Genomic DNA, 21786 nt, shown 5'->3' on the forward strand with positions numbered 1-21786 from the left:
AACTCGGGTCCCCCACGCCACTTCACCAAGGGATTTCACGCGATGAGCGTCATGGTCGACATCAGGTCCGTCCACAAGAGCTTCGGTCCGCTGGAGGTGCTCAAGGGCATCGACCTCGAGGTCCGCGCCGGCGAGGTCACCGTGATCCTCGGGCCCTCCGGCTCCGGCAAGTCCACGCTGCTGCGCACCATCAACCACCTGGAGAAGGTGGACCGGGGCGCGATCAGCGTGGACGGTGCCCTGGTCGGCTACCGGCGCTCCGGGGACAAGCTGCACGAGCTGCGCGAGCGCGAGGTGCTGAGGCAACGCACGCGGATCGGCTTCGTCTTCCAGAACTTCAACCTGTTCCCGCACCTCACCGTGCTGGACAACGTCATCGAGGCACCGGTGTCCGCGCTGAGGCGGCCACGCGCTGAGGCGGTGGACGGCGCACGCCGGCTGCTGGCCAGGGTGGGGCTGGCAGACAAGGCGGACGTCTATCCCCGGCAGCTGTCCGGCGGGCAGCAGCAGAGGGTCGCCATCGCGCGGGCGCTCGCCCTCGAACCGAAGCTGCTGCTGTTCGACGAGCCGACTTCGGCGCTCGACCCCGAGCTGGTCGGTGAGGTTCTCGACGTCATCAAGGACCTGGCCCGGCAGGGCACCACGATGATCGTCGTCACCCATGAGATCGGGTTCGCACGCGAGGTCGCCGACACGGTCGTGTTCATGGACGACGGGCGGATCGTCGAGCGGGGCGCGCCGGGCGAGGTACTGGACGCTCCGCGGGAGGCGCGCACGCGGGCGTTCCTCTCCAAGGTCCTCTGAAGTCCTCTGAAGGTCCTCTGAAGGTCCAAGGCCCTCTGAACGCCCAAGGCTCTCTGAATGGTTCACCGTTGAAAGGTTTCGCCACATGACCGCACCGAACGGCCGGGGCCTGCTGCACCTGGCCGCCGCCGTCGATCAGCCGACCGCCTTCGACGCCGGCCCCCACGTCGAGGCGGCGCGGCTCGCCGAGCGCGGCGGCCTCGACTTCGTGACGCTGGACGACTCCTTCGCCCGCCCCGGGCCCGACGCGCTCGCCGTGCTGTCCCGGGTGGCGCCCGCCACGCACCGCGTCGGTCTCGTCCCGACCGTCACCACCACGCACACCGAGCCCTTCCACGTCCAGGCGGCCGTCGCGACCCTCGACTGGGTCAGCCGGGGCCGGGCAGGTTGGCGGATCGACGTGTCGGCCACCGAGGGCGAGGCCCGCCTCTTCGGCCGCCGGCACGCGGCGCCCGCCGACGCGCTGTGGCAGGAGGCCGGTGAAGTCGCCGACGTGGCCGCGCGGTTGTGGGACAGCTGGGAGGACGAGGCCGAGATACGGGACGTGACGACCGGCCGCTTCATCGACCGGGACAAGCTGCACTACGTCGACTTCACCGGCTCGGCCTTCTCCGTCAAGGGCCCCTCGATCGTTCCCCGGCCCCCGCAGGGCCACCCGGTGCGGGTCGTCGACGCCACCGAGGGACACGCCCGGCGGACCGCGGCCCGGTACGCCGACGTCGCCCTCGTCCGCGCGGCGAGTTCCGCGCAGGCCTCGGCTGTACGAGACCAACTGCGGGGCCTCGCCTCCGAGTTCGGTCGGGACCCGGACACCCTGCGGGTCCTGGTGAGCCTCCTCGTGGACCTCGGCGACGGCGAACACGCGGCCGAGCCCGGCCACGGCGGGGGCGGACCCCGGCAGACCGCGCGGGGACCGCTGTACCGGGGCGGACCCGTCGACCTCGCGGAACTGATCGCCACCTGGCACACGGACGGCACCGCCGACGGCTTCCACCTCAGGCCCGTCGAGCCCCGCCGCGACCTGGAGCGGCTGGTCAACGGCACCGTGGCGCTGCTCCAGCACCGCGGCCTGTTCCGCACCTTCTACCCGGGCAGCACGCTCCGGGAGCACCTGGGCCTCGCCAAGCCCGTCAACCAGTACGCCGTGGCAGGGGGAGCCTCATGACAACCGCAGCACCGCGTAAGCAGATCCATCTCGCCGCGCACTTCCCCGGCGTCAACAACACCACCGTCTGGGCCGACGCCGGCTCGAGGTCGCAGATCGAGTTCTCCTCCTTCGAGCATCTCGCGCGGACCGCCGAGCGCGGCTTGTTCGACTTCTTCTTCCTCGCCGAGGGGCTGCGGCTGCGCGAGCACAAGGGCCGCATCCACGACCTGGACGTGGTCGGCAGGCCCGAGTCGATCACCGTGCTGAACGCGCTCGCCGCCGTCACCGAGCGGCTCGGCCTCGCCGCCACGGTCAACGCCACCTTCAACGAGCCGTACGAGACCGCCCGCAGGTTCGCCACGCTGGACCACCTCAGCGGGGGCCGGGCGGCCTGGAACGTGGTGACCTCCTCCGACGCCTTCACCGGGGAGAACTTCCGGCGCGGCGGCTTCCTCGACCGCGCCGACCGGTACACGCGGGCGGCCGAGTTCGTCGCGACCGCACGGGAGTTGTGGGACTCCTGGACTCCGGGCGGGGTGCCCCGGCCGTTCGCGCACAGGGGACAGCACTTCGACATCGCGGGCGAGTTCACCGTGCCGCGCTCCCCGCAGGGCTACCCGGTGGTGATCCAGGCCGGGGACTCCGACGAGGGGCGGGAGTTCGCCGCCTCCACGGCGGACGTGATCTTCACCAGGCACGGTGGGCCGGCGGAGGGGCGGGCCTTCTACGCCGACGTGAAGAGGCGCCTGGAGAAGTACGGCCGTACGCCCGACGACCTGAAGATCATGCCCGGGGTCACCGTCGTCCTCGGTGACAACGCCGCCGAGGCGCAGGAGAGGGCGGCCGGGATCCGACGGCAACAGGTCTCGCCGCAGAACGCGATACTCGCGCTGGAGCAGATCTGGGGCGTCGACCTGTCCTCGTACGACCCCGACGGGCCGCTCCCCGAGATCGACCCGGTGGCCGACTCGTCGATCACCCAGGGACGCACCCGGCGCGGTGACACTGTCGCGATCGCCGAGAAGTGGCGGGCGCTGTCGAAGGAGAAGGGGTTGTCCATCCGGGAGACGGTGATCGAGGCGAGCGGCCGGCAGTCCTTCATCGGTACCCCGGAGGCGGTCGCGGCCGAAATCCACTCGTTCGTACGGCACGACGCCGCCGACGGCTTCATCCTCGTCCCGCACCTCACGCCCGGCGGTCTCGACGAGTTCGTGGACCGGGTCGTGCCGCTGCTCCAGGAACGCGGCGCGTTCCGCACGGAGTACGCGGGGACCACGCTGCGTTCACACCTCGGGCTTCCCGACCCGGTGTGGAAAGGCTGACGGAGGATCATCCGGAGGGGCGACTTCCGGACATCCACGGGACAGGGGTGGCGGACGGGGACGCCGTGATGCCCGGCTCCCCGCCGACGGCCGTCCGCGCGAAGGAGCGGCCGCCCGGAATGTGACCCTTCGCCACGGTGGCCATGACCGCCGCCCGGCAACCGGCTCAACACCGCGAGCGAGGAGAGCGAGGGCGGAATCCGGTCACAGATCGGCGCTAACTGGCCAAGTACCGCACTTTGTGGAACCGGTGACGGCCGAAAGGCGCTCTTGTGTCGACCGTCCGTTCGGCCGAATACTCCCACCAGCGCTTGTCAGGGGCACGGCGCGTCCGGAATCCGGACGGCCGTTTCCCTCGACTGCGCCTCACGGGCCCCCACCCCACGCGGGGCCCCCGACTTCCCCTGGGAGGGAACGAAACGTGAGGATCAAGCGCACCACCCCCACCAGCGGCATCACGAGACGGACCCGGCTGATCGCCGTCTCCACCGGACTCGTGGCCGCCGCCGCGATCGCGATCCCCCACGCGAGCGCGAACGAAGCAGCCACCTTCAGCACCACCCAGCTCAAGAGCGCCAGCGCCTCGGTGCTCAAGGCGGATGTCCCCGGTACCGCTTGGGCGGTCGACGCCAAGACCAACCGCGTCGTCGTCACCGCCGACAGCACGGTCTCCCAGGCCGAGATCGCCAAGATCAAGGAGCAGGCCGGCACCAACGCCGACGCCCTCACCATCAAGCGCGCCCCGGGCAAGTTCCAGAAGTACATCGCGGGCGGCGACGCCATCTATGCGAGTAGCTGGCGCTGCTCGCTCGGCTTCAACGTGCGTGACAGGTCAGGGAACTACTACTTCCTGACCGCCGGTCACTGCACCGACGGCGCGGGCACCTGGTGGTCCAACTCGGGTCACACCACCACGCTCGGCACCACGGCGGGCTCCAGCTTCCCGACGAACGACTACGGCCTCGTCCGTTACACCAACTCTTCGGTCACGAAGTCGGGCACCGCCGGCAACACGGACATCACCAGCGCGGGCACGCCCAGCGTGGGCACCACGGTCACCCGTGACGGCTCGACGACCGGCATCCACAGCGGCCGCGTCACCGCCCTGAACGCGACCGTCAACTATGGCGGTGGTGACATCGTCTACGGCATGATCCAGACCACCGTCTGCGCCGAGCCCGGCGACTCCGGCGGTTCGCTGTACGGCACCAACGGTGTCGCCTACGGCCTCACCTCCGGCGGCAGCGGCAACTGCAGCTCCGGCGGCACGACCTTCTTCCAGCCCGTGGTGGAGGCCCTGAACGCCTACGGCGTCAGCGTCTTCTAGGCCGGTCCGCACCACCGGTCACACCGGATTCCGCACGGCCCACGCAGCAGCCGACAGCGGACGGGAGCCCCCGCACGACAACCGTCGTGCGGGGGCTCCCTCTTCTCTGCCCGAGACCGTGAAGCGGTCCGGGGCAATGCCGGAGCAGCCCGCCGCGCTGCAACTGCGCCTGCTGCAGACGGTGGTGGCGGTGGCCGTCGAGAAGAACTCGACGCTGGTGCCGCCGTTCCCGGTGGAGTTGCTGCGGTTCCTGGAGGAGGCGCAGCAATCGGTGCGGCCGGTGGCGCCGCAACCGGTGCAGCCGGTGGGGCAGCAACCGGTGCGGGAGCAACGTGTGCCCGTCGAACCTCTGTTGTCACAGGATTCCGGAGGGGTGATTTCAAGACAGGACTAGTCCTCCCGGATCCTGGGCGGCCTGTGAAGAGTTACCCACACGTAGTGTTTGCAATGTGAAGACCCCTGGTGTGACCGTGGACAGTCAAGACGAAGGGGGCGCACAACTGCCGTTCTACGCGCGTCCTGAAGTCACCCTTGTGTGCTCCCTGGGGGGTTCGGAAGAGTAGGCGCTCGTCAATGAGCCTTCCGGTCCGGGAGATCCCCACAATCCCCCGGGCCGACCCCCCACAGGAGGACGCGAGTTGAAGCACCGACGCATATCCAGGCGCCGTATAGCCGTGGCAGGAGCGGGCATCACCGCACTGGTCGCCGCGGGAGTCACCTTCCAGACTGCGAACGCCAGTGAGCCCGTAAAGGCCGCCGCACCTCAGACCCTGTCGATCGCGGCGGCCGGAAAGCTCGCCTCCGCGCTCGGTGAGGACCTCGGCACCGACGCGGCGGGAACGTACTACGACGCAAAGACCAAGGCGCTCGTGGTGAACGTGCTCGACGAGGCCGCCGCCAAGACCGTCGAGGCGGCCGGCGCCAAGGCCAGAGTCGTCGAGCACTCCCTCGCCCAGCTGAAGAGCGCCCGTACGACGCTCAAGGCCGACGCGACCATCCCCGGCACCTCCTGGGTGACCGACCCGACGACCAACAAGGTCGTCGTCACCGCCGACCGCACCGTCTCCGACGCCGAGTGGACCAAGCTCACCAAGGTCGTCGACGGTCTCGGCTCCGTCGCCGAGGTCCAGCGCACGAAGGGGGAGTTCAAGCCCTTCGTCGCCGGCGGCGACGCCATCAACGGCTCGGGCGGGCGCTGCTCGCTCGGCTTCAACGTGGTCAAGGGCGGCGAGCCCTACTTCCTGACCGCCGGTCACTGCACCGAGGCCATCTCCACCTGGACGGACTCCTCCGGGAAGCAGGTCGGCACGAACGAGGACTCCAGCTTCCCGGACAACGACTACGGCCTCGTCAAGTACGCCGCCGGCGTGGACCACCCGAGCGAGGTCAACCTCTACAACGGCTCCGCGCAGCAGATCACGGGCGCGGCCGCGGCCACCGTCGGCCAGTCGGTCACGCGCAGCGGCTCCACGACCCAGGTGCACTCGGGCAAGGTCACCGGTCTGGACGCCACCGTGAACTACGGCAATGGTGACATCGTCAACGGCCTCATCCAGACCGACGTCTGCGCCGAGCCCGGTGACAGCGGTGGCTCCCTCTTCTCGGGCAGCAACGCCATCGGCCTCACCTCGGGCGGCAGCGGCGACTGCACCTCCGGCGGGGAGACGTTCTTCCAGCCGGTGACGGAGGCGCTGTCGGCGACGGGTACGAAGATCGGCTGACCTTTCCCCCCACGGTTGAAGTCCCGTCCCGCGCGCGAGGGGCGGGACTTCAGGCTGTCCGCCGTCGGTCGCGCAGCACCGCCGCCGGCAGCGTGACCACCACGCCGCCCACCGCCCACGCCGACAGCACCAGCAGCGAGGTGGTCATGTCGTTGCCCTCGAAGTAGGCGATCGAGCGGGCCGACCACGTTCCCGCGCCCGGCGGCAGCGCGGGGCCGATGTCCCTCCAGAACGGCGGGAGCAGCGGAGGCGGGAGGGCGCCGCCCGTGCTCGGGTTGCCCAGGATCACCACGAGCAGGATGACCAGCCCGATGCCGGCGAGCCCGAAGAGCCCCTGGAGCGCGAGGGTGGCGGCGCCGACCGCGAAGACGATCAGCGCGCCGAGCCCCCAGAAGGCCGCGAAGGAGCCGGGCAGGGCACCCAGGATCGGCCCGACGATCAGCGCGCCGCCGAGTCCGCCGACGATGCCGACGAGGACCAGGGCGAGTAGCCGGATCACCGCCCGCTTCGGGGTGGTGCGCGCGGAGCCCGAGCTGATCGTCATGATCGACGCGCACAGATAGCCGCCCACGCAGCAGCCGACGGTCACATAGAAGGACGACAGCCCGTTGGCGTCGTGCTTGTCCGCCGGGGCCACGTCGATGGTCCGCACCGTGCGTCCCTGGACCTTCTCCAGCCCGGTGGTGAGCGTCTCCACGGTGGCGGCCAGGACCCTGCCCCCGCCGGTGGCGACCAGAAGGGTGTCGGTGGTGCCGGCCAGGTCGACGATCAGGGCGCCGTCGATCTCCCGGTCCCGGATCTGCCGGCGGGCCGTCGCCGCGTCGGCCACCGCGCGTGGGTCCAGCGGTTCGCCGGGCAACTGCTCCAGCCGGGCCACCGCCTGCTGGGCGGCGGCCCGGGGCGCGACCACTCCGAAGGGCACGTCCTTGGGCTTCGGGTCGTGCAGCGCCCCCACGTAGGAGGCGATGAACAGCAGGCTGAGCGCGACCACGCCGAGGACCAGCAGCGTGGCCCGCGGGGTGACGGCGTCCTTCACCTCGTCCAGAAAGGACGTACGGGGCGTACCGGCACCGGCGGTCTGCGTCATGCCCCCACGGTCCTGGTGGACGGGCGTTTGCGCAGGTGGGGAGCGCTCGAACGGATGTCGTACAGATGTTCGGGGATGGGGGTATGGTGGGGGTGAGGGAGTAGGGAACTGATGTTCGAGAGTCCGGCGGGACTCAGGGTACGGGAGGTGCGTGTGCCGGGATTCACGCATCTGCACACCGTCTCCGGGTTCTCCCTGCGGTACGGGGCCTCGCACCCGGAGCGCCTCGCCGAACGCGCCTCCGAGCGGGGCATGGACGCCCTCGCCCTCACCGACCGCGACACCCTCGCCGGCACGGTCCGCTTCGCCAAGGCCTGCGCGAAGGCGGGCGTACGGCCGCTGTTCGGAGTGGACCTGGCGGTCGCCGGGCCCGTACGCCAGGAAGGTGACGTACGACGGGAAAGGCGTCGCACCCCCGTGCGGGGCGGTGCCTTCATCGACGAGTCGACACCCCGGGCCACCTTCCTCGCCCGGGACGGCGCTCGCGGCTGGGCCGACCTGTGCCGGATCGTCACGGCGGCGCACACGAGTGAGACCACACCCCTGCTGCCCTGGGCGGACAACGCGGCGGACGGCCTGACCGTCCTGCTCGGCCCCGACTCCGAGGTGGGCCGGGCCCTGGCCGCCGGGCGCCCGGACCGCGCGGTGAAGCTGCTCGCCCCCTGGCGAGAGGTCTACGGCGACGCCCTGCGCCTGGAGGCCGTCTGGCACGGCCGCGAGGGCACGGGACCCGGCTCCCTGCGCCTGGCCGCCCGCACCGTCGGCTTCGCCGCCGAGCAGCGGATCCGGCCCGTGCTCAGCAACGCCGCCCGGTACGCCGACCCCGGCCTCGGCCCGGTCGCCGACGTCCTGGACGCCGCCCGCCGGCTGGTTCCGGTCGACCCCACCAAGGGGCTGGACTCCGGTGAGGCCTGGCTGAAGGACGCGGGCGCCATGCTGCATGTGGCCGAGCGGGTCGTCGAGGCCGCGGGCTACCGGCGTGACACCGCCCACCGCCTGCTGGAGCAGACCCGGGCGACGGCCGCCGCGTGTCTGGTCGACCCCGAGGACGACCTGGGCATCGGCACCGTCCACTTCCCCGAGCCGCACCTCGTCGGCGCCGGCCACCGCACCGCCCAGCGCGCGCTGGCCTCGCGGGTCGCGGCCGGGATGGTGCTGCGCGGCTACGACGGGCGCCGTGAGTACTGGGAGCGGATGCACCAGGAGCTGGACATCATCGCCCACCACGGCTTCGCCTCCTACTTCCTGACGGTCGCTCAGGTCGTGGACGACGTGAGGGGGATGGGCATCCGGGTCGCCGCGCGCGGCTCCGGCGCGGGCTCCCTCGTCAACCACCTCCTCGGCATCGCGCACGCCGACCCGATCGAGCACGGGCTGCTGATGGAGCGCTTCCTGTCCAAGGAGCGGGTGGTCCTGCCCGACATCGACATCGACGTGGAGTCCGCGCGGCGCCTGGAGGTCTACCGCGCGATCATCGACCGGTTCGGCACCGAGCGGGTCGCGACGGTCGCGATGCCGGAGACGTACCGGGTGCGCCACGCGATCCGGGACGTCGGCGCGGCCCTGTCCCTGGACCCGGCCGACATCGACCGCATCGCCAAGGCCTTCCCGCACATCCGCGCCCGCGACGCCCGCGCGGCGCTGGAGGAGCTGCCCGAACTCAAGGGACTGGCGGAGGAGAAGGAGAGATACGGCCGGTTGTGGGAGCTGGTCGAAGCCCTCGACGCCCTCCCGCGCGGGGTCGCCATGCACCCCTGCGGGGTCCTGCTCTCCGACGCCTCGCTCCTCGCCCGTACGCCGGTCATGCCGACCAGCGGCGAGGGCCTGCCCATGTCGCAGTTCGACAAGGACGACGTGGAGGACCTCGGGCTGCTCAAGCTGGACGTGCTCGGGGTGCGGATGCAGTCGGCGATGGCGCACGCGGTCGCGGAGGTCGAGCGGGCGACGGGCGAGCGGATCGACCTGGACTCGGTCGCGGAGGGCGACCCGGCGACGTACCGACTCATCCGTTCCACCGAGACGCTGGGCTGCTTCCAGATCGAGTCGCCGGGCCAGCGCGACCTGGTGGGACGGCTCCAGCCGGCCACCTTCCACGATCTGGTCGTCGACATCTCCCTCTTCCGGCCGGGCCCGGTCGCCGCCGACATGGTGCGGCCGTTCATCGAGGCACGGCACGGGCGGGCGCCCGTCCGGTACCCGCACCCCGATCTGCGGGAGCCGCTGAAGGGGACGTACGGGGTCGTCGTCTTCCACGAGCAGATCATCGACATCGTCGCCATCATGACCGGCTGCGGACGCGGCGAGGCGGACCGGGTGCGGCGCGGTCTTTCCGACCCGGAATCGCAGGGGCGCATCAAGGTGTGGTTCGCGCAGCGGGCGGCGGCGAACGGATATAGCGCAGAAACGATTCAGCGGACCTGGGAGATCGTCGAGGCCTTCGGCAGCTACGGCTTCTGCAAGGCGCACGCGGTCGCCTTCGCCGTACCGACGTACCAGTCGGCGTGGCTGAAGGCGCATCACCCGGCCGCCTTCTACGCGGGCCTGCTCACGCACGACCCCGGGATGTATCCGAAGCGGCTGCTGCTGGCGGACGCGCGGCGGCGCGGAGTGCCGATCCTGCCGTTGGACGTGAACGAGTCGGGCGTCGCCCACCGTATCGAACTGGTGTCTGAATCGGAGGTGTGGGGGCTCCGGTTGGCCCTCTCCGACGTGCACGGCATCAGCGAGGCCGAGGCCGCGCGGATCGCCGACGGACAGCCGTACGCCTCGCTGCTCGACTTCTGGCAGCGGGCGCGGCCCAGTCGTCCGATCGCTCAAAGGCTGGCCCAGGTGGGCGCGTTGGACGCGTTCGGCGCCAATCGGCGTGACCTGCAACTGCACCTGACCGAACTGCACCGGGGCGCCCGGGGCGCGGGCAGCGGCGGGGGCCAACTCCCGCTGGCCGACGGGCGGAAGACGGCTCCCGCCGGGCTGCCGGACCTGTCGTCCGCCGAGCGGCTCAGCGCCGAGCTGGGCGTGCTGTCCATGGACGCCTCCCGCAACCTGATGGACGACCACCGCGGCTTCCTCGACGAGCTGGGCGTGGTCTCGGCGCGGCGGCTGCGCGAGGCCAGGCACGGGGAGACGGTGCTGGTCGCGGGCGCCAAGGCGGCCACCCAGACCCCGCCGATCCGCTCCGGCAAGCGGGTCATCTTCACCACCCTGGACGACGGCACCGGCCTGGTCGACCTCGCCTTCTTCGACGACTCCCACGACGCCTGCGCCCACACCGTCTTCCACTCCTGGCTGCTGCTGGTGCGCGGAGTGGTGCAGCGCCGGGGCCCGCGCAGCCTCAGCGTGGTGGGGTCCGCCGCCTGGAACCTCGCCGAACTGGTCCAACTGCGCGTCGAGGGCGGGCTCGACGAGGTGGCGGCACGGCTGGCGGAGCCCGTCCCGGAGGGGGCCGGGGACGGCGGCCCGGCGGCGGCTCGAACGATTCGTATGTCCACGGGGTACGAGATGCACCCCTGGGCCGATCTGTGCCCGGCGGGCGACGAGCCCGCGAAGGTACGGAAGATGTGGCACCAGAGTCCGGGGAGTGCGGGATGACCATCCTCTGCGTACGTTTCCAGCTGCCTCCGATGTACGAGGCCGCCCTGCCCAGACTGCTCGGGCTCCTGGAGGACTTCACGCCCGTCGTCCAGGCGTTGCCGCCGGACGGGGCGCTGGCCGATCTGCGCGGCGCCGAACGGTACTTCGGACGCGACGCCGTCGAGCTGGCGTCCATGATCCGGGTGCGATCCCTCGCGCTGTACGGGGTCGACTGCCTGATCGGCGCGGGGCCCGGCCCGATGCTGGCCCGCATGGCGCTGCACGACGCCCGGCCCGGGACGACGTACGCGGTCCCCGAGGACGCCGTGGCGGAGTTCCTCGCCGAGAAGCCCGTCGCCGCGCTGCCCGGAGTCGGCACCACGACCGCCCGCACACTGGGCGACTACGGCCTCGACACCCTCGGCCGGGTCGCCGCCGCGCCCCTGTCCACGCTCCAGCGCCTGGTCGGCGCGAAGACCGGCCGCGAGCTGCACGAGAAGGCGAACGGCATCGACCGCGGCCGGGTCGTCCCGAACGCCGTCTCCCGCTCCCTCGCCGCTGAACGCACCTTCTCTCGCGACGAGTTGGACCCCGACCGGCATCGCCGCGCGCTGCTCTCCGCCGCCGAGGAACTGGGCAGTCGGCTGCGCGCCGTGGAGAAGGTCTGCCGCACCCTCACCCTCACCGTGCGCTACGCCGACCGCTCCTCCACCACCCGCAGCCGCACCCTCAAGGAAGCGACCGCGCACTCCGCCGCGCTGACCAGGACGGCGTACGGCATGTACGAGGCCCTCGGCCTCCAGCGCGCCCGCGTCCGCGCGATCGCCCTGCGCGCGGAGGGCCTCGCCCCCGCCGAACAGGCCACCCACCAGCTCACCTTCGACCCCACCGACGACAAGCTCCGCCGCCTCGAGGAGGCCGCGGACCGCGCGCGAGCGAGGTTCGGGCCGGGGGCGGTGAAGCCGGGGGCGTTGGCGGCGTGAGGTGCTGGGGCCTGCACCACCACCGCTGCCCCACCGCACTCGGCGGCCAGCCCCCGATCAGCCGCGTCAAACGCTGCGGGACAACACGTCCTGGGCCCCGGGGAAGCCGGCCTCGTATGGCATAGGGTCACACCATGACATGGCGGGGGCCGACGTATCGGACGGTGGACGGGGAGAAGATCGACGGCAGGTGGTGCCATGTCTGGCGGCGGCACGAGCTGTTGTCCGACACGTCGTACTCCGTCGAGGACCTGTTTGTCTTCGCCGACGGAACGATCACCTGCGGGCGGCCGACGGACCTGGCCGGCCTGGAGCGGATGCTGGAGTCGGGCCGGATCGCGGTCACGGACCCGGGGGCGCCTCCCCATGAGGCACCCGAGAACAAGTGGAGCGCCCGCTACCCGGAACCGCTGACCCCGGAGGGCTTCCTTCTCGAAGTCGCGGACGTGATCGAGGAGTTGGCGGGCTGCCCGAGAACCGACGAGCGCTGCTGGGAGCTGATCCGCAGCTTCCAGCAGGCGCCCACCGAGGGCAACCGGGCCCTGCTCCGGGACGCCTACCTGGCCATTCCGCCGCACCGACGTGTCTACTGCCTCGGCGACATGGACCTCCAGGACCGCCCCCTGCGCGTCCTGCTCACCGAGATCGGCGAACAGGCCGACGGCGACGGGCCCGTGGTGACGGCCGAGATGCACAGGGAAGCGCTGGACTACTTCCGGCGCGGGGACGAGGCCGTCGCGCACGAGCGGGAACAGCGGGCCGTACGGCACGCGGACGAGCCGACGGCGCCGGGACGCCCGGCCGTCGTCCTGCACCAGACCTGCTTCCCGAACGGCCGCCCCGCCGACCCCGGCCTGTCCGCCCTGCGCAACGACTTCCCCGCCCCCGTCCGCTACGCCGGCGACACCTACCCCTCCGTCCTGCACGGCTACTGGGCCCTGTCCACGGCCGACGAGGCCGACCGCACCGCCGTCCGTGACGCCCCGAGCGCCGACGAGGCCCAGGAAAGGGGCGGCCGGGCCGCACGCAGGGACGACTGGCCGGACGTACGCCTCGCCGTCATGGCCGGCCTGCTGCGCGCCAAGTTCACCCAGCACCCCGGGCTCGCGGAGATCCTCCTCGCCACCGGGGACGCGAGACTCAGCTACACCGGCTACGAGGAGTCCCCGTACTGGAGGGACACCCGTGATGACCGCGGCCGCAACTGGACAGGCCGGCTCCTGGAGCTGATCCGCGCCGAACTCCTTGCCGACAGGGTCAGTTGGCCCACGGGGGAGTGATCCGCGTTCCGTCGGCCAGTTCCGCCTCCAGGCCGATGGACGTGGTGACCCAGGACAGCGCCGTGTGATCGGTCGGGTTCTCGACGCCTAGGGCCGTTCCCGGGTTGACGATGACCGTGTCGCCGGCCCTGATCCGCTCCGCGCGGCCGTCGAGCGTGAGGACCAGTTCACCGACGAGCAGATGGAAGATCTCCTCCCGGTTGACGGTGTGCACGGGGGCCTTCGTCCCCGGGGGGATCTCGCCCCGCCAGGCGCACAGTTCTTTGCTGCCGAGGAGGGGATTGGCGTACGAGACGAAGCGGGCGCCGTGGATCTCGAAGGTCACGGCGTCGGTCGCGCGGATGACGGGCATGTGTGAGGGCCTCCCTGGACCATGTAGTCAAGTAACTTGACTACATGGTCCAGGTGCTTGACCAATCGGTCAAGGGTGTTTCAATGCAGTCGTGCAGAACTCCGAGGCCCTGGCCCTGACCGCCGCCCTGCTCGCCACCGCCGGTGAGCTCACGCAACGCATTCACGACGGTGTCGAAGCCCGTGGATTCGAGGGGCGGCCCGCGTACGGATTCGTCTTCGCGCGGCTGGCCCCCGGCGGCGCGACGGTCACCGACGTCGCCGCCCATCTCGGAGTCACCAAGCAGGCCGCCAGTCAGCTCGTGGACGAACTCGTGCGCAAGGGGTACGTGGAGCGGCGGCCGCATCCCGGTGACGCGCGGGCGCGGCTGATCGTGCTGACCGAACGCGGCTGGGCCTGCACGCGAGCGGCGGAGGAGGCGGCCGCCGAGGCGGTGCGGGGGTGGGTCGAGCTGCTGGGGGAGGGGCAAGTGCGGGTGTTGCGCGAGCATTTGCTGCGCATCGCGCCCCACGGGCCCATCCGGCCCGCCTGGTGATGGCTCGTCAGGCGCCTCGGGCGTGTCCCTGCCTATCGCTGGAAGTTTTTACCGACACGTAACTTCCCCCGTCAGCTACTCGTCCGTAACTTGACGAGAGAACAGCATCCTCGTGATCCGGATCACAGGGCGTAGAGCCGTCGCACTCCCTTGAGCCGCAAGGAGATCACCCGATGCTGCCCTGGAAACGAGCGCTCAGATCCCTGGCCGTGCTGCTGCTGACCGCCGCCGCCGCCGTCACCGTCCCCTCCACCGCCACCGCAGCCAACGCGGCCGCCGCTCCCAGCTGGGGGTCCCCCCGCTCGAGCGACGCCGAGAGCGCGGGAGGCTGGAACGACTACTCCTGCAAGCCGTCCGCCGCGCACCCCCGCCCCGTCGTCCTCGTCCACGGCACCCTCGCCAACTCCGTCGACAACTGGCTGGCCCTCGCGCCGTACCTGGAGCACCGGGGCTACTGCGTCTTCTCCCTCGACTACGGCCAGTTGCCGGGCGTGCCGTTCTTCCACGCCCTCGGCCCGATGGACAAGTCGGCCGAGCAGCTGTCCGCCTTCGTCGACAAGGTGCTCGCCGCCACCGGCACCGCCAAGGCCGACCTCGTAGGGCACTCGCAGGGCGGCATGATGCCCCGCTACTACCTCAAGTTCCTCGGCGGAGCCGCCAAGGTGAACGCCCTCGTCGGCATCGCCCCCAACAACCACGGCACCACCCTGTCCGGCCTCACCAAGCTGCTGCCGTACTTCCCCGGCGCCGAGGACCTGCTCACCGCCGCCACGCCCGCGCTCGCCCAGCAGATCGTCGGGTCCGACTTCATGACCCGGCTCAACGCGGGCGGCGACACCGTGCCCGGCGTCCACTACACGGTCATCGCCACCAAGTACGACGAGGTGGTCACCCCGTACCGGACACAGTTCCTGAGTGGGCCCGGCGTGAAGAACGTCCTGATCCAGGACCTGTGCCCGCTCGACCTGTCCGAGCACGCGCTGATCGGCCTGACCGACCGGATCGCCTTCCACGAGGTGGCCAACGCGCTCGATCCGGCACACGCCACCCCCACCACCTGCGGGTCGGCGGTCGGCTGACCGACGGGCGGTGTATCGCCGGGGCCTGACCGGCCTGAGCCGCCGGTCAGGCCCCGGAGTCCGTTCAGCGACCGCGCCGACCGCCGCTTGCCGCGCGTCGGCGCACCGACGCGAACAGCGCCGCCGAGCCGAGCGCCAGCGCGGCCGCACCGCCGACGGCGAGGTACGGGGTGCTGCCGTCGCCACCGGTCTCGGCGAGGTGGGCGGCGCCGGCCGCCGAGGGGGCGTTCGCCGCGGCCGTCGCCGTGGGCTTCGCCGACGTACGGGTGTCGTCGTCGCCGTGACCGCCGTGCCCGGTCGATGACTTGTCGGCGCCTGCCTCGATCTGCTCGTCGGAGGGAGCGGAAGCGGAAGGTGCGGAAGGGATGGAGGGGGCCGGTGCGGAGCCGCCCGCGGGACCGGTTCCGCCGAAGGTCACGTCGGAGCAGGAGTAGAACGCCTCCGGGCTGTCCGAGCGCTGCCAGATCGCGTACAGCAGGTGCCGGCCGGAGCGCTCGGGAAGCGTGCCGGAGAACGTGTAGAAGCCGCCCGACGCGACCGGGTCGGTGGCCGTCGCCACGGGGTGCGTCAGGTCCAGGTCGTCCCAGGCCGGCGGCTTCGTCGGGTCGTACCCGGCCTTGGTGACGTACACCTTGAAGGTGCCCTTGTGCGGGGCGGTCACGCGGTACTTGAAGGTGTACGAGCCCTTGCGCACGCCGGTCGCGGGCCAGTCCGCGCGGGCCAGGTCGAGCCCCTTGAACTCGGCGTTGTTCGCGCTGCACAGCGTGCCGTCCGGTATCAGCGCCCGGTGCCGCCCGCCCGCGTCGCCGATCCGCACGCCGTTCCAGTCGTAGAGCGCCTGCGTCCCACCGGCCGCGACCGCCGTCCTGCACGCGTCCGACCTCGGGCTCTCCGGTCCTTCCCCGTAACACTGTGCGATCCGGCTCACCGGCTCCCCCATCGACCCGTGCGCGGACGCCGGCCAGGCAGCCGACACACCGAGCGCGAGCGGGACGGCACCGAGCACGGCGACAGCGGCGACCTTGCGGGATGCGGGCATGCGGGGACTCCTCGACGGCTTCGATACGGGAGGGGCGAGACGAAACTAGCCTCGGGGAGCCGCGAAATCGCCTGCTGAGGGCGGGTGGTGGAGATCCTTATGGTCGCGTTAAGGGAGGGCTCAGGCTGCCCTCAGGTAGGTACGGTGCTGAGCATGACCGACGTGGAGATCCGGGTGGCCGTCGCCGCCGACGTGCAGGCCGTCAAGGACATCACCGATGCCGCCTACCGGCACTACATCGAGCGCATCGGGCGCGTTCCGGTGCCCATGGAGGCGGACCACGCGGCGAACGTGGCCGCGGGGAAGGTGTTCGTCGCGGAAGAGGGCCCGGCCGGGGGCGTGGTCGGGCTCGTCGTGGTGGAGGAGTTCGAGGACCACCTGTTCCTCGACAGCATCGCCGTGCGGCCCGACGCCCATGGGAAGGGCGTCGGGCGGCGGCTGTTGGGGTTCGTGGACGAGCGGGCGCGGGCCTCGGGGCTACCTGAAGTCAGGCTCTACACGAACGCGATGATGTGGGAAAACCAGAAGATCTACCCGAAGTACGGCTATGAGGTCGTGGAGCGTCGCGTGGACGGGCCCTACGACCGGATCCACTACCGCAAGCGACTGGGCTGACCCGTCTCATGGGGTCAGCCGTCCGGCCACCAGGTGCGTGCGATGTCCTTGCGCACCTCGGGGCGCCCGGCGGGGTGCTCGTCGGCCTCCTCGCGGACCCGGCGGCTCTCCGTCTTCTTCAGGGGCTTCTGCACTGTCATGCGGCGCATGGCTGCCTCCTTCAGGGGCTACCGGGTTCCGCGCTGTCACGGAGGTAGACCCTTTCCGGGAGGGTTCCTCATCGACCCCTGTTCTGTCAGTGGCGGTTGTCACGATTAGGCTGTGGATTCGGGGGTTCAACCGGTTGTCAGTGGTGGCAGGCACTCTTGTCGTATGAGTGACGACAGTGATGTAACGAGTACGGTGCGTGTGGACTGGGACGCCCAGGCCATCACCTTCGACGACGAGCCCGACCACGGTCTGCGCGACCCGATCGTGCGCGCCGCCTGGGCGGATCGGCTCCGGGCCTGGCTTCCCGAGCGCCCCTGCGACCTCCTCGACCTCGGCTGCGGTACCGGCAGCCTGTCGCTCCTCGCTGCCGAGCGCGGGCACCGGGTGACCGGAGTGGATCTGTCGCCCGCCATGGTGGACCTCGCCCGCGCCAAGCTCGCCGGTCGTGACGCGGTGTTCCTGTGCGGTGACGCGGCGGCACCGCCGGTGGGCGAGCAGCTCTTCGACGTGGTGCTCGTACGGCACGTCCTGTGGACGCTGCCCGACCCGGCCCGCGTGCTCCGGCACTGGCGCGGGCTGTTGCGGCCGGGAGGGCGGCTCGTCCTGGTCGAGGGGGTGTGGGGGACGGTCAGCCCGGTCGGCATACCCGCCGACCGGCTCACCGAACTGGTCGCGCCGCTCGCCGAGGACGTGCGCGTGGAGCCGCTGGCGCACGACGCGCGGTTGTGGGGGAAGGCGATGGAGGACGAGCGGTATGCGGTGGTGGCGACGGTCTGAGGGTGCCCCCTGCCCCCTCGGCTTACGCCAGCAGTGCCTCGAAGTCCGTCCCGCGCGCCAGCGTCTCCAGTTCGTCGAGGGCCGCCACCGCCGCGGCCGCGGCCTCAGGGTCCGTCTCCGTGAGGCCGCTCTCCTCGAACTCGTCCTCGTCCAGCCGTCGTACGTCCGTGCCGTCGGCGGAGCGCCACAGGTCCAGGTCGAGGTCCTCGACGACCAGCTCGCCGCCGGAGAGGGTGGCGGGGCGGGCGATGTCGCAGTACCAGCCCTTCAGCACGCCGTCGGGGTCGCGCACCTCCATGACCGCGTACCAGCGGTCCCGCCAGTAGTACTCCGTGAAGACGTCACCGGGCTCGAAGCGGACGAAGCCGAAGTCGCGGACGGAGCCGCCCGCGAAGGGCGCGCGGACGACGATCCGCGTGCCGTCGTCCCGGAGCAGTTCCGCGGGGTAACGGATCTTCGTACGGCCGGCCTTGACGAGGACGACGTCGATGAGCGGGGCGGGGGCGGACGGGTCAGGCGAGTTCGCGGGCATAGCGCACCTCCGTCGCGCAGATCTCGTAGCCGAGCCACTTGTTGATGGCGAGCATGGGGTCGTTGCCGGTGTCGTTGCCGGTGTACGCGTCCGTGTACCCCTGGGCGCGGGCGCGGTGCAGGGAGTGGGTCTTGGCAAGCTTGGCCAGGCCCCGGCCGCGGTAGGCGCGGGCCGTGCCGGTCATGCCGCTGGAGTAGCGGGTCGCGCCGTCCGTCCGGGCCAGAGTGAAGGCGACGGGACGGCCCTCGGCGACGGCCACCGTGGTCAGCTCGCGGTCGAGGAGCGGGTGCTTCCAAACCTCCTCGATCCACGCCTCGTAGTCCGTGAACTCGGCGCCGATGTCGCTCGGTTCGTCCGATGTCGTCTCCGCGTCCAGCTCGAACAGGGGGCGCGGGTCGTCCGCGAAGTCGGCGGCGATGCGCAGTTCGACACCGGGCGGCGGGTCCTGGAGCGGCGGCAGCGTGCCGTTCGCCAGGTCGAGGCGGAGGAAGTGGGCGGAGCGACTTGCCTTGTAGCCGTGCCCTTCGGCGAAGGCGCGGTTGCCCGGCTCGTCCAGGACCCAGGCGAACAGCCGGGTGGCCCCGAGCGCGGCCAGGTGCTCCTCGCCGACGCGGGTCAGGAGGCTGCCCGCGCCCCGCCGAAGGTGCCCGGGGTGCGTGTACACGTTCAGGTAGCCCCTGCCCGGCTCCGGGCTGTCATGGGCGAGACCGACCTGGGCCGTGCCGATGATCTCGCCGTCCGCCTCGGCGAGGAGCTGGCGGAAGCGGGCGTCGGGGTGGGCATGGGTGAGGTTGTGGACCACGGACTCCGGGGTGGCCACCATGAAGGGCAGGGCCAGCCGCCGGACTCTGACGAAGCCCTCGGCGTCGGCCGGTACCTCGGGGCGCAGATCGCGCACGATGACGGTCATGACGGCGCACGTTACGTGGGGGGCGTGCTCGGGTGCCTCCCATTTTCCCGCGGGTACGGGAGAATCAGTCCGTGACGTTGAAGATCCACATCAATGACAGCGCACCGCCCTACGAGCAGGTGCGGGCGCAGATCGCCGAGCAGGCGCGGTCGGGGGCGCTGCCGGTCGGGTACCGGTTGCCCACGGTGCGGGGTCTGGCCGAGTCGCTGGGGCTGGCGGCGAACACGGTCGCCAAGGCGTACCGGGCGCTGGAGAGCGACGGGGTGATCGAGACGCGGGGGCGCAACGGGACGTTCGTCGCGGCGGCGGGGTCGGCGGCGGAGCGGGAAGCCGCGCTGGCTGCACAGGGATATGCCGAGCGTGTCCGGCGTCTGGGGCTCGGGGAGGATGCGGCGCTTGCCGCTGTGCGGGATGCCCTGCGGGCGGCTTACCGGGAGGGGTGAGGTGCGGTGCGTCGTCGGGTGGGGCTGAGCCGGGTTCGGCACCGCCGGAGTGTGTCGTCGTGGTGGAGAGCCGTTGCGGCGGAGAGGGACGGTCAACCTGCCGTCGGCACCGACTCCGGTGTCCTCGTCACTGTCAAGCCCGCCCTTCTTGCCGCCCTCCCGAACACCACCGCGTCCGCCACCGCCGCGCCGTGGGGGTCGTTGTTGAAGTAGGTGTAGACCTCGCCGGTGTCCGGCCAGGTCGTGGCGATGCGGTCGATCCAGGTTTCCAGGGAGCGGCGGCCGTAGCGGGGCCAGGAGCGGGCGCGGCCCTGGTGGAAGCGGACGTAGCCCCAGTCGGTGGTGCGCCAGAGGGGTGTCGCGGGGCGGGCGCGGACGTCGGCCCAGCACAGGGCCGCGCCGCGGGACTCCAGGACGGCCCGCACCTCGGGTGTCCACCAGGACTCGTGGCGTGGCTCGACCGCGATCCGGGTGCCGGAGGGGAAGTGGGACAGGCAGGTGTCCAGCAGTGCCGCGTCCACCTGGAGGTTGGGCGGGAGCTGGAGCAGCACCGGGCCGAGGCGGGCGCCGAGGCCCGCCGCGTGGGTCATCAGGCGGTGCACCGGCTCCTCGGAATCCCGTAGCCGCTTGATGTGGGTGAGGTAGCGGCTCGCCTTGACCGCGACCACGAAGTCTCCGGGCACCCGGTCCCGCCAGGACTCGAACGTCTCGCGGGACGGCAGCCGGTAGAACGCGTTGTTGATCTCGACCGTGGCGAAGTGCGCCGTGTACTCCTCCAGCCACAGCCGCAGGGGTGTGCCGGCCGGGTACAGGACGTCCCGCCAGTCCTTGTACTGCCACCCCGACGTACCGACGAACAGGGTCATACATCCATCAAAGCACCGTGCGCGGGCACCTACAGGTACAGCCCCGCGTCCGCGCGGCCCCGCGGCTCCGGCAGTGACGTCGGGGACGTGCCCCGGCGCAGCGCGTACAGCTCGGCCAGGGTGGCCCCCTCGGGGCCGACGCCCTCCTCGGTGCCCAGCCAGTCCACCGCCTCCCGGCGGGTCAGCGGGCCGACCTCGATGCGGGCCAGGCAGCGGCCGGGGCGGACGACGGCGGGATGCAGGCGCTCCAGGTCCTCGTTGGTGGTGACGCCGACGAGGACGTTGCGGCCCTGGCCGAGCAGGCCGTCGGTCAGGTTCAGCAGGCGTGAGAGGGCCTGGCCCGCCGTGTGCTTGGCCTCCCCGCGGATCAGCTCGTCGCAGTCCTCCAGCAGGAGCAGCCGCCAGCGGCCCTTGCCCGTGGCGTCCTCCTCGCCGATCGCGATGTCCATCAGATAGCCCACGTCGGAGAAGAGCCGCTCGGGGTCCAGTACGCAGTCGACCTGGCACCAGTCCCGCCAGGAGCGGGCGAGGGTGCGCAGCGCCGAGGTCTTGCCGGTGCCGGGCGGGCCGTGCAGCAGGAGCAGTCGGCCGGCGATGTCCTCCGGGGTGGTCCCCATCAGGTGGTCCATCGCGTCGGCGACGGGGGCGGTGTAGTTCTGCCGCACCTCGTCCCAGGTGCCGGCGGAGATCTGACGGGTCGTACGGTGCGGGCCCCGCCTGGGGGACACGTACCAGAAGCCCATCGTCACGTTCTCCGGCTGCGGTTCGGGCTCGTCGGCCGCGCCGTCCGTCGCCTCGTCGAGGACCTTCGCGGCGAGTTCGGCGCTGGTCGCGGTCACCGTGACGTCGGCGCCCCGGTTCCAGCGGGAGACCAGCAGCGTCCAGCCGTCGCCCTCCGCCAGGGTCGCGCTGCGGTCGTCGTCGCGGGCGACGCGCAGCACCCGTGCCTGTGGGGGCACCAGGGTCGCGCCGGAGCGTACGCGGTCGATGTTCGCCGCGTGCGAGAACGGCTGCTCGCCCGTCGCGAAGCGGCCGAGGAACAGGGCGTCGACGACATCGGACGGGGAGTCGGAGTCGTCGACGTTGAGCCGGATCGGCAGGGCGTCGTGCGGGTGCGCGGACATGCGGCCATGATCCGGCACGCGGCGCCCGTGCGCACCCGGTTTCCCGGCTGCCTGTGGCGTGTCGAGCGTGTTCCCCTCGTCGCGCACGCCTCCTCCGCGTCCTCTCCCTGTTACCGACCCGTG

21 protein-coding genes and 1 pseudogene are annotated in these 21786 nt (G+C 71.6%); 14 read left to right on the plus strand and 8 right to left on the minus strand.

Features of this window, described 5'->3' with window-relative positions:
* Positions 1-42: 42 nt before the first annotated feature.
* From AC067M_RS34590 to AC067M_RS34615, 6 genes and pseudogenes are all read left to right on the plus strand, one after another.
* Complete coding sequence (locus AC067M_RS34590; RefSeq protein WP_478700985.1) at positions 43-804, plus strand: amino acid ABC transporter ATP-binding protein; 762 nt, start codon at positions 43-45, stop codon at positions 802-804.
* A gap of 85 nt (positions 805-889) precedes the next feature.
* Positions 890-1969 carry an LLM class flavin-dependent oxidoreductase gene (locus tag AC067M_RS34595; RefSeq protein WP_478700986.1) on the plus strand — a complete coding sequence of 360 codons (1080 nt, stop codon included), beginning with the start codon at positions 890-892 and terminating at the stop codon, positions 1967-1969.
* Positions 1966-3273 (plus strand): NtaA/DmoA family FMN-dependent monooxygenase, encoded by a 1308-nt coding sequence (locus tag AC067M_RS34600; RefSeq protein ID WP_478700987.1) that lies wholly within the window; start codon positions 1966-1968, stop codon positions 3271-3273. Before AC067M_RS34595 ends, AC067M_RS34600 begins: the two co-directional genes overlap by 4 nt.
* A gap of 421 nt (positions 3274-3694) precedes the next feature.
* Entirely contained in the window at positions 3695-4600 is a 906-nt protein-coding gene (locus AC067M_RS34605) for a S1 family peptidase (RefSeq protein ID WP_478700988.1), read from the plus strand.
* A 136-nt stretch (positions 4601-4736) separates the two neighbouring features.
* Positions 4737-4994, plus strand: a pseudogene (locus tag AC067M_RS34610) (slipin family protein); the annotation flags it as partial.
* Positions 4995-5238: 244 nt separating this feature from the next.
* The gene (locus AC067M_RS34615) at positions 5239-6321 is read left to right on the plus strand and encodes a S1 family peptidase (RefSeq protein WP_478700989.1); all 1083 of its coding nucleotides are present in this window, start codon (positions 5239-5241) and stop codon (positions 6319-6321) included.
* Positions 6322-6370: 49 nt separating this feature from the next.
* Here the strand turns inward: AC067M_RS34615 and AC067M_RS34620 are convergent, their stop codons facing one another.
* Positions 6371-7408: an ABC-2 transporter permease gene (locus AC067M_RS34620; protein WP_478700990.1), complete on the minus strand. Its 1038-nt coding sequence runs from the start codon at positions 7406-7408 to the stop codon at positions 6371-6373.
* A 153-nt stretch (positions 7409-7561) separates the two neighbouring features.
* On the opposite strand from AC067M_RS34620, the gene AC067M_RS34625 reads away from it, so the two are divergent.
* The 3 genes from AC067M_RS34625 to AC067M_RS34635 all read left to right on the plus strand — a co-directional run bounded on the left by AC067M_RS34625 (position 7562) and on the right by AC067M_RS34635 (position 13241).
* On the plus strand, positions 7562-10996 hold the full coding sequence (locus tag AC067M_RS34625; RefSeq protein WP_478701050.1) for a DNA polymerase III subunit alpha: 3435 nt from the start codon (positions 7562-7564) through the stop codon (positions 10994-10996).
* Positions 10993-11961: a DNA polymerase Y family protein gene (locus AC067M_RS34630; protein WP_478700991.1), complete on the plus strand. Its 969-nt coding sequence runs from the start codon at positions 10993-10995 to the stop codon at positions 11959-11961. Before AC067M_RS34625 ends, AC067M_RS34630 begins: the two co-directional genes overlap by 4 nt.
* Positions 11962-12095: 134 nt before the next feature.
* Entirely contained in the window at positions 12096-13241 is a 1146-nt protein-coding gene (locus tag AC067M_RS34635) for an NADAR family protein (RefSeq protein WP_478700992.1), read from the plus strand.
* Here AC067M_RS34635 and AC067M_RS34640 read toward each other — a convergent pair.
* The gene (locus AC067M_RS34640) at positions 13219-13593 is read right to left on the minus strand and encodes a cupin domain-containing protein (protein ID WP_478700993.1); all 375 of its coding nucleotides are present in this window, start codon (positions 13591-13593) and stop codon (positions 13219-13221) included. The genes AC067M_RS34635 and AC067M_RS34640 overlap by 23 nt on opposite strands.
* Positions 13594-13684: 91 nt before the next feature.
* On the opposite strand from AC067M_RS34640, the gene AC067M_RS34645 reads away from it, so the two are divergent.
* Both AC067M_RS34645 and AC067M_RS34650 read left to right on the plus strand, forming a co-directional pair.
* Positions 13685-14128, plus strand: coding sequence for a MarR family winged helix-turn-helix transcriptional regulator (locus AC067M_RS34645; protein WP_478700994.1), 444 nt, complete (start codon positions 13685-13687; stop codon positions 14126-14128).
* A gap of 173 nt (positions 14129-14301) precedes the next feature.
* Positions 14302-15207, plus strand: a complete 906-nt coding sequence (locus tag AC067M_RS34650) for an esterase/lipase family protein (RefSeq protein WP_478700995.1) — start codon at positions 14302-14304, stop codon at positions 15205-15207.
* A 64-nt stretch (positions 15208-15271) separates the two neighbouring features.
* Here AC067M_RS34650 and AC067M_RS34655 read toward each other — a convergent pair whose 3' ends face one another.
* A complete protein-coding gene (locus AC067M_RS34655; protein WP_478700996.1) occupies positions 15272-16246 on the minus strand; it encodes a lytic polysaccharide monooxygenase auxiliary activity family 9 protein in 975 nt (324 codons plus the stop codon).
* Positions 16247-16399: 153 nt separating this feature from the next.
* Here AC067M_RS34655 and AC067M_RS34660 point away from each other — a divergent pair, with 153 nt between their 5' ends.
* Positions 16400-16861 carry a GNAT family N-acetyltransferase gene (locus tag AC067M_RS34660; RefSeq protein WP_478700997.1) on the plus strand — a complete coding sequence of 154 codons (462 nt, stop codon included), beginning with the start codon at positions 16400-16402 and terminating at the stop codon, positions 16859-16861.
* A gap of 14 nt (positions 16862-16875) precedes the next feature.
* Here the strand turns inward: AC067M_RS34660 and AC067M_RS34665 are convergent, their stop codons facing one another.
* On the minus strand, positions 16876-17010 hold the full coding sequence (locus AC067M_RS34665; RefSeq protein ID WP_478700998.1) for a hypothetical protein: 135 nt from the start codon (positions 17008-17010) through the stop codon (positions 16876-16878).
* 163 nt (positions 17011-17173) lie between these two features.
* On the opposite strand from AC067M_RS34665, the gene AC067M_RS34670 reads away from it, so the two are divergent.
* A complete protein-coding gene (locus tag AC067M_RS34670) occupies positions 17174-17788 on the plus strand; it encodes a class I SAM-dependent methyltransferase (protein WP_478700999.1) in 615 nt (204 codons plus the stop codon).
* A gap of 22 nt (positions 17789-17810) precedes the next feature.
* Here the strand turns inward: AC067M_RS34670 and AC067M_RS34675 are convergent, their stop codons facing one another.
* Both AC067M_RS34675 and AC067M_RS34680 read right to left on the minus strand, forming a co-directional pair.
* Positions 17811-18320 (minus strand): ribonuclease FAU-1 family protein, encoded by a 510-nt coding sequence (locus tag AC067M_RS34675; RefSeq protein ID WP_478701000.1) that lies wholly within the window; start codon positions 18318-18320, stop codon positions 17811-17813.
* A complete protein-coding gene (locus AC067M_RS34680; RefSeq protein WP_478701001.1) occupies positions 18301-19230 on the minus strand; it encodes an N-acetyltransferase family protein in 930 nt (309 codons plus the stop codon). Before AC067M_RS34680 ends, AC067M_RS34675 begins: the two co-directional genes overlap by 20 nt.
* A 71-nt stretch (positions 19231-19301) precedes the next feature.
* On the opposite strand from AC067M_RS34680, the gene AC067M_RS34685 reads away from it, so the two are divergent.
* Entirely contained in the window at positions 19302-19673 is a 372-nt protein-coding gene (locus AC067M_RS34685; RefSeq protein WP_478701002.1) for a GntR family transcriptional regulator, read from the plus strand.
* A gap of 92 nt (positions 19674-19765) precedes the next feature.
* On the opposite strand, the gene AC067M_RS34690 is transcribed toward AC067M_RS34685, so the two are convergent.
* A complete protein-coding gene (locus tag AC067M_RS34690; RefSeq protein ID WP_478701003.1) occupies positions 19766-20539 on the minus strand; it encodes a DUF72 domain-containing protein in 774 nt (257 codons plus the stop codon).
* A gap of 29 nt (positions 20540-20568) precedes the next feature.
* Positions 20569-21663, minus strand: a complete 1095-nt coding sequence (locus tag AC067M_RS34695; protein ID WP_478701004.1) for a DUF5925 domain-containing protein — start codon at positions 21661-21663, stop codon at positions 20569-20571.
* Positions 21664-21786 lie beyond the last annotated feature (123 nt).

The sequence above is a fragment of the Streptomyces sp. NPDC043427 genome, assembly GCF_056436655.1.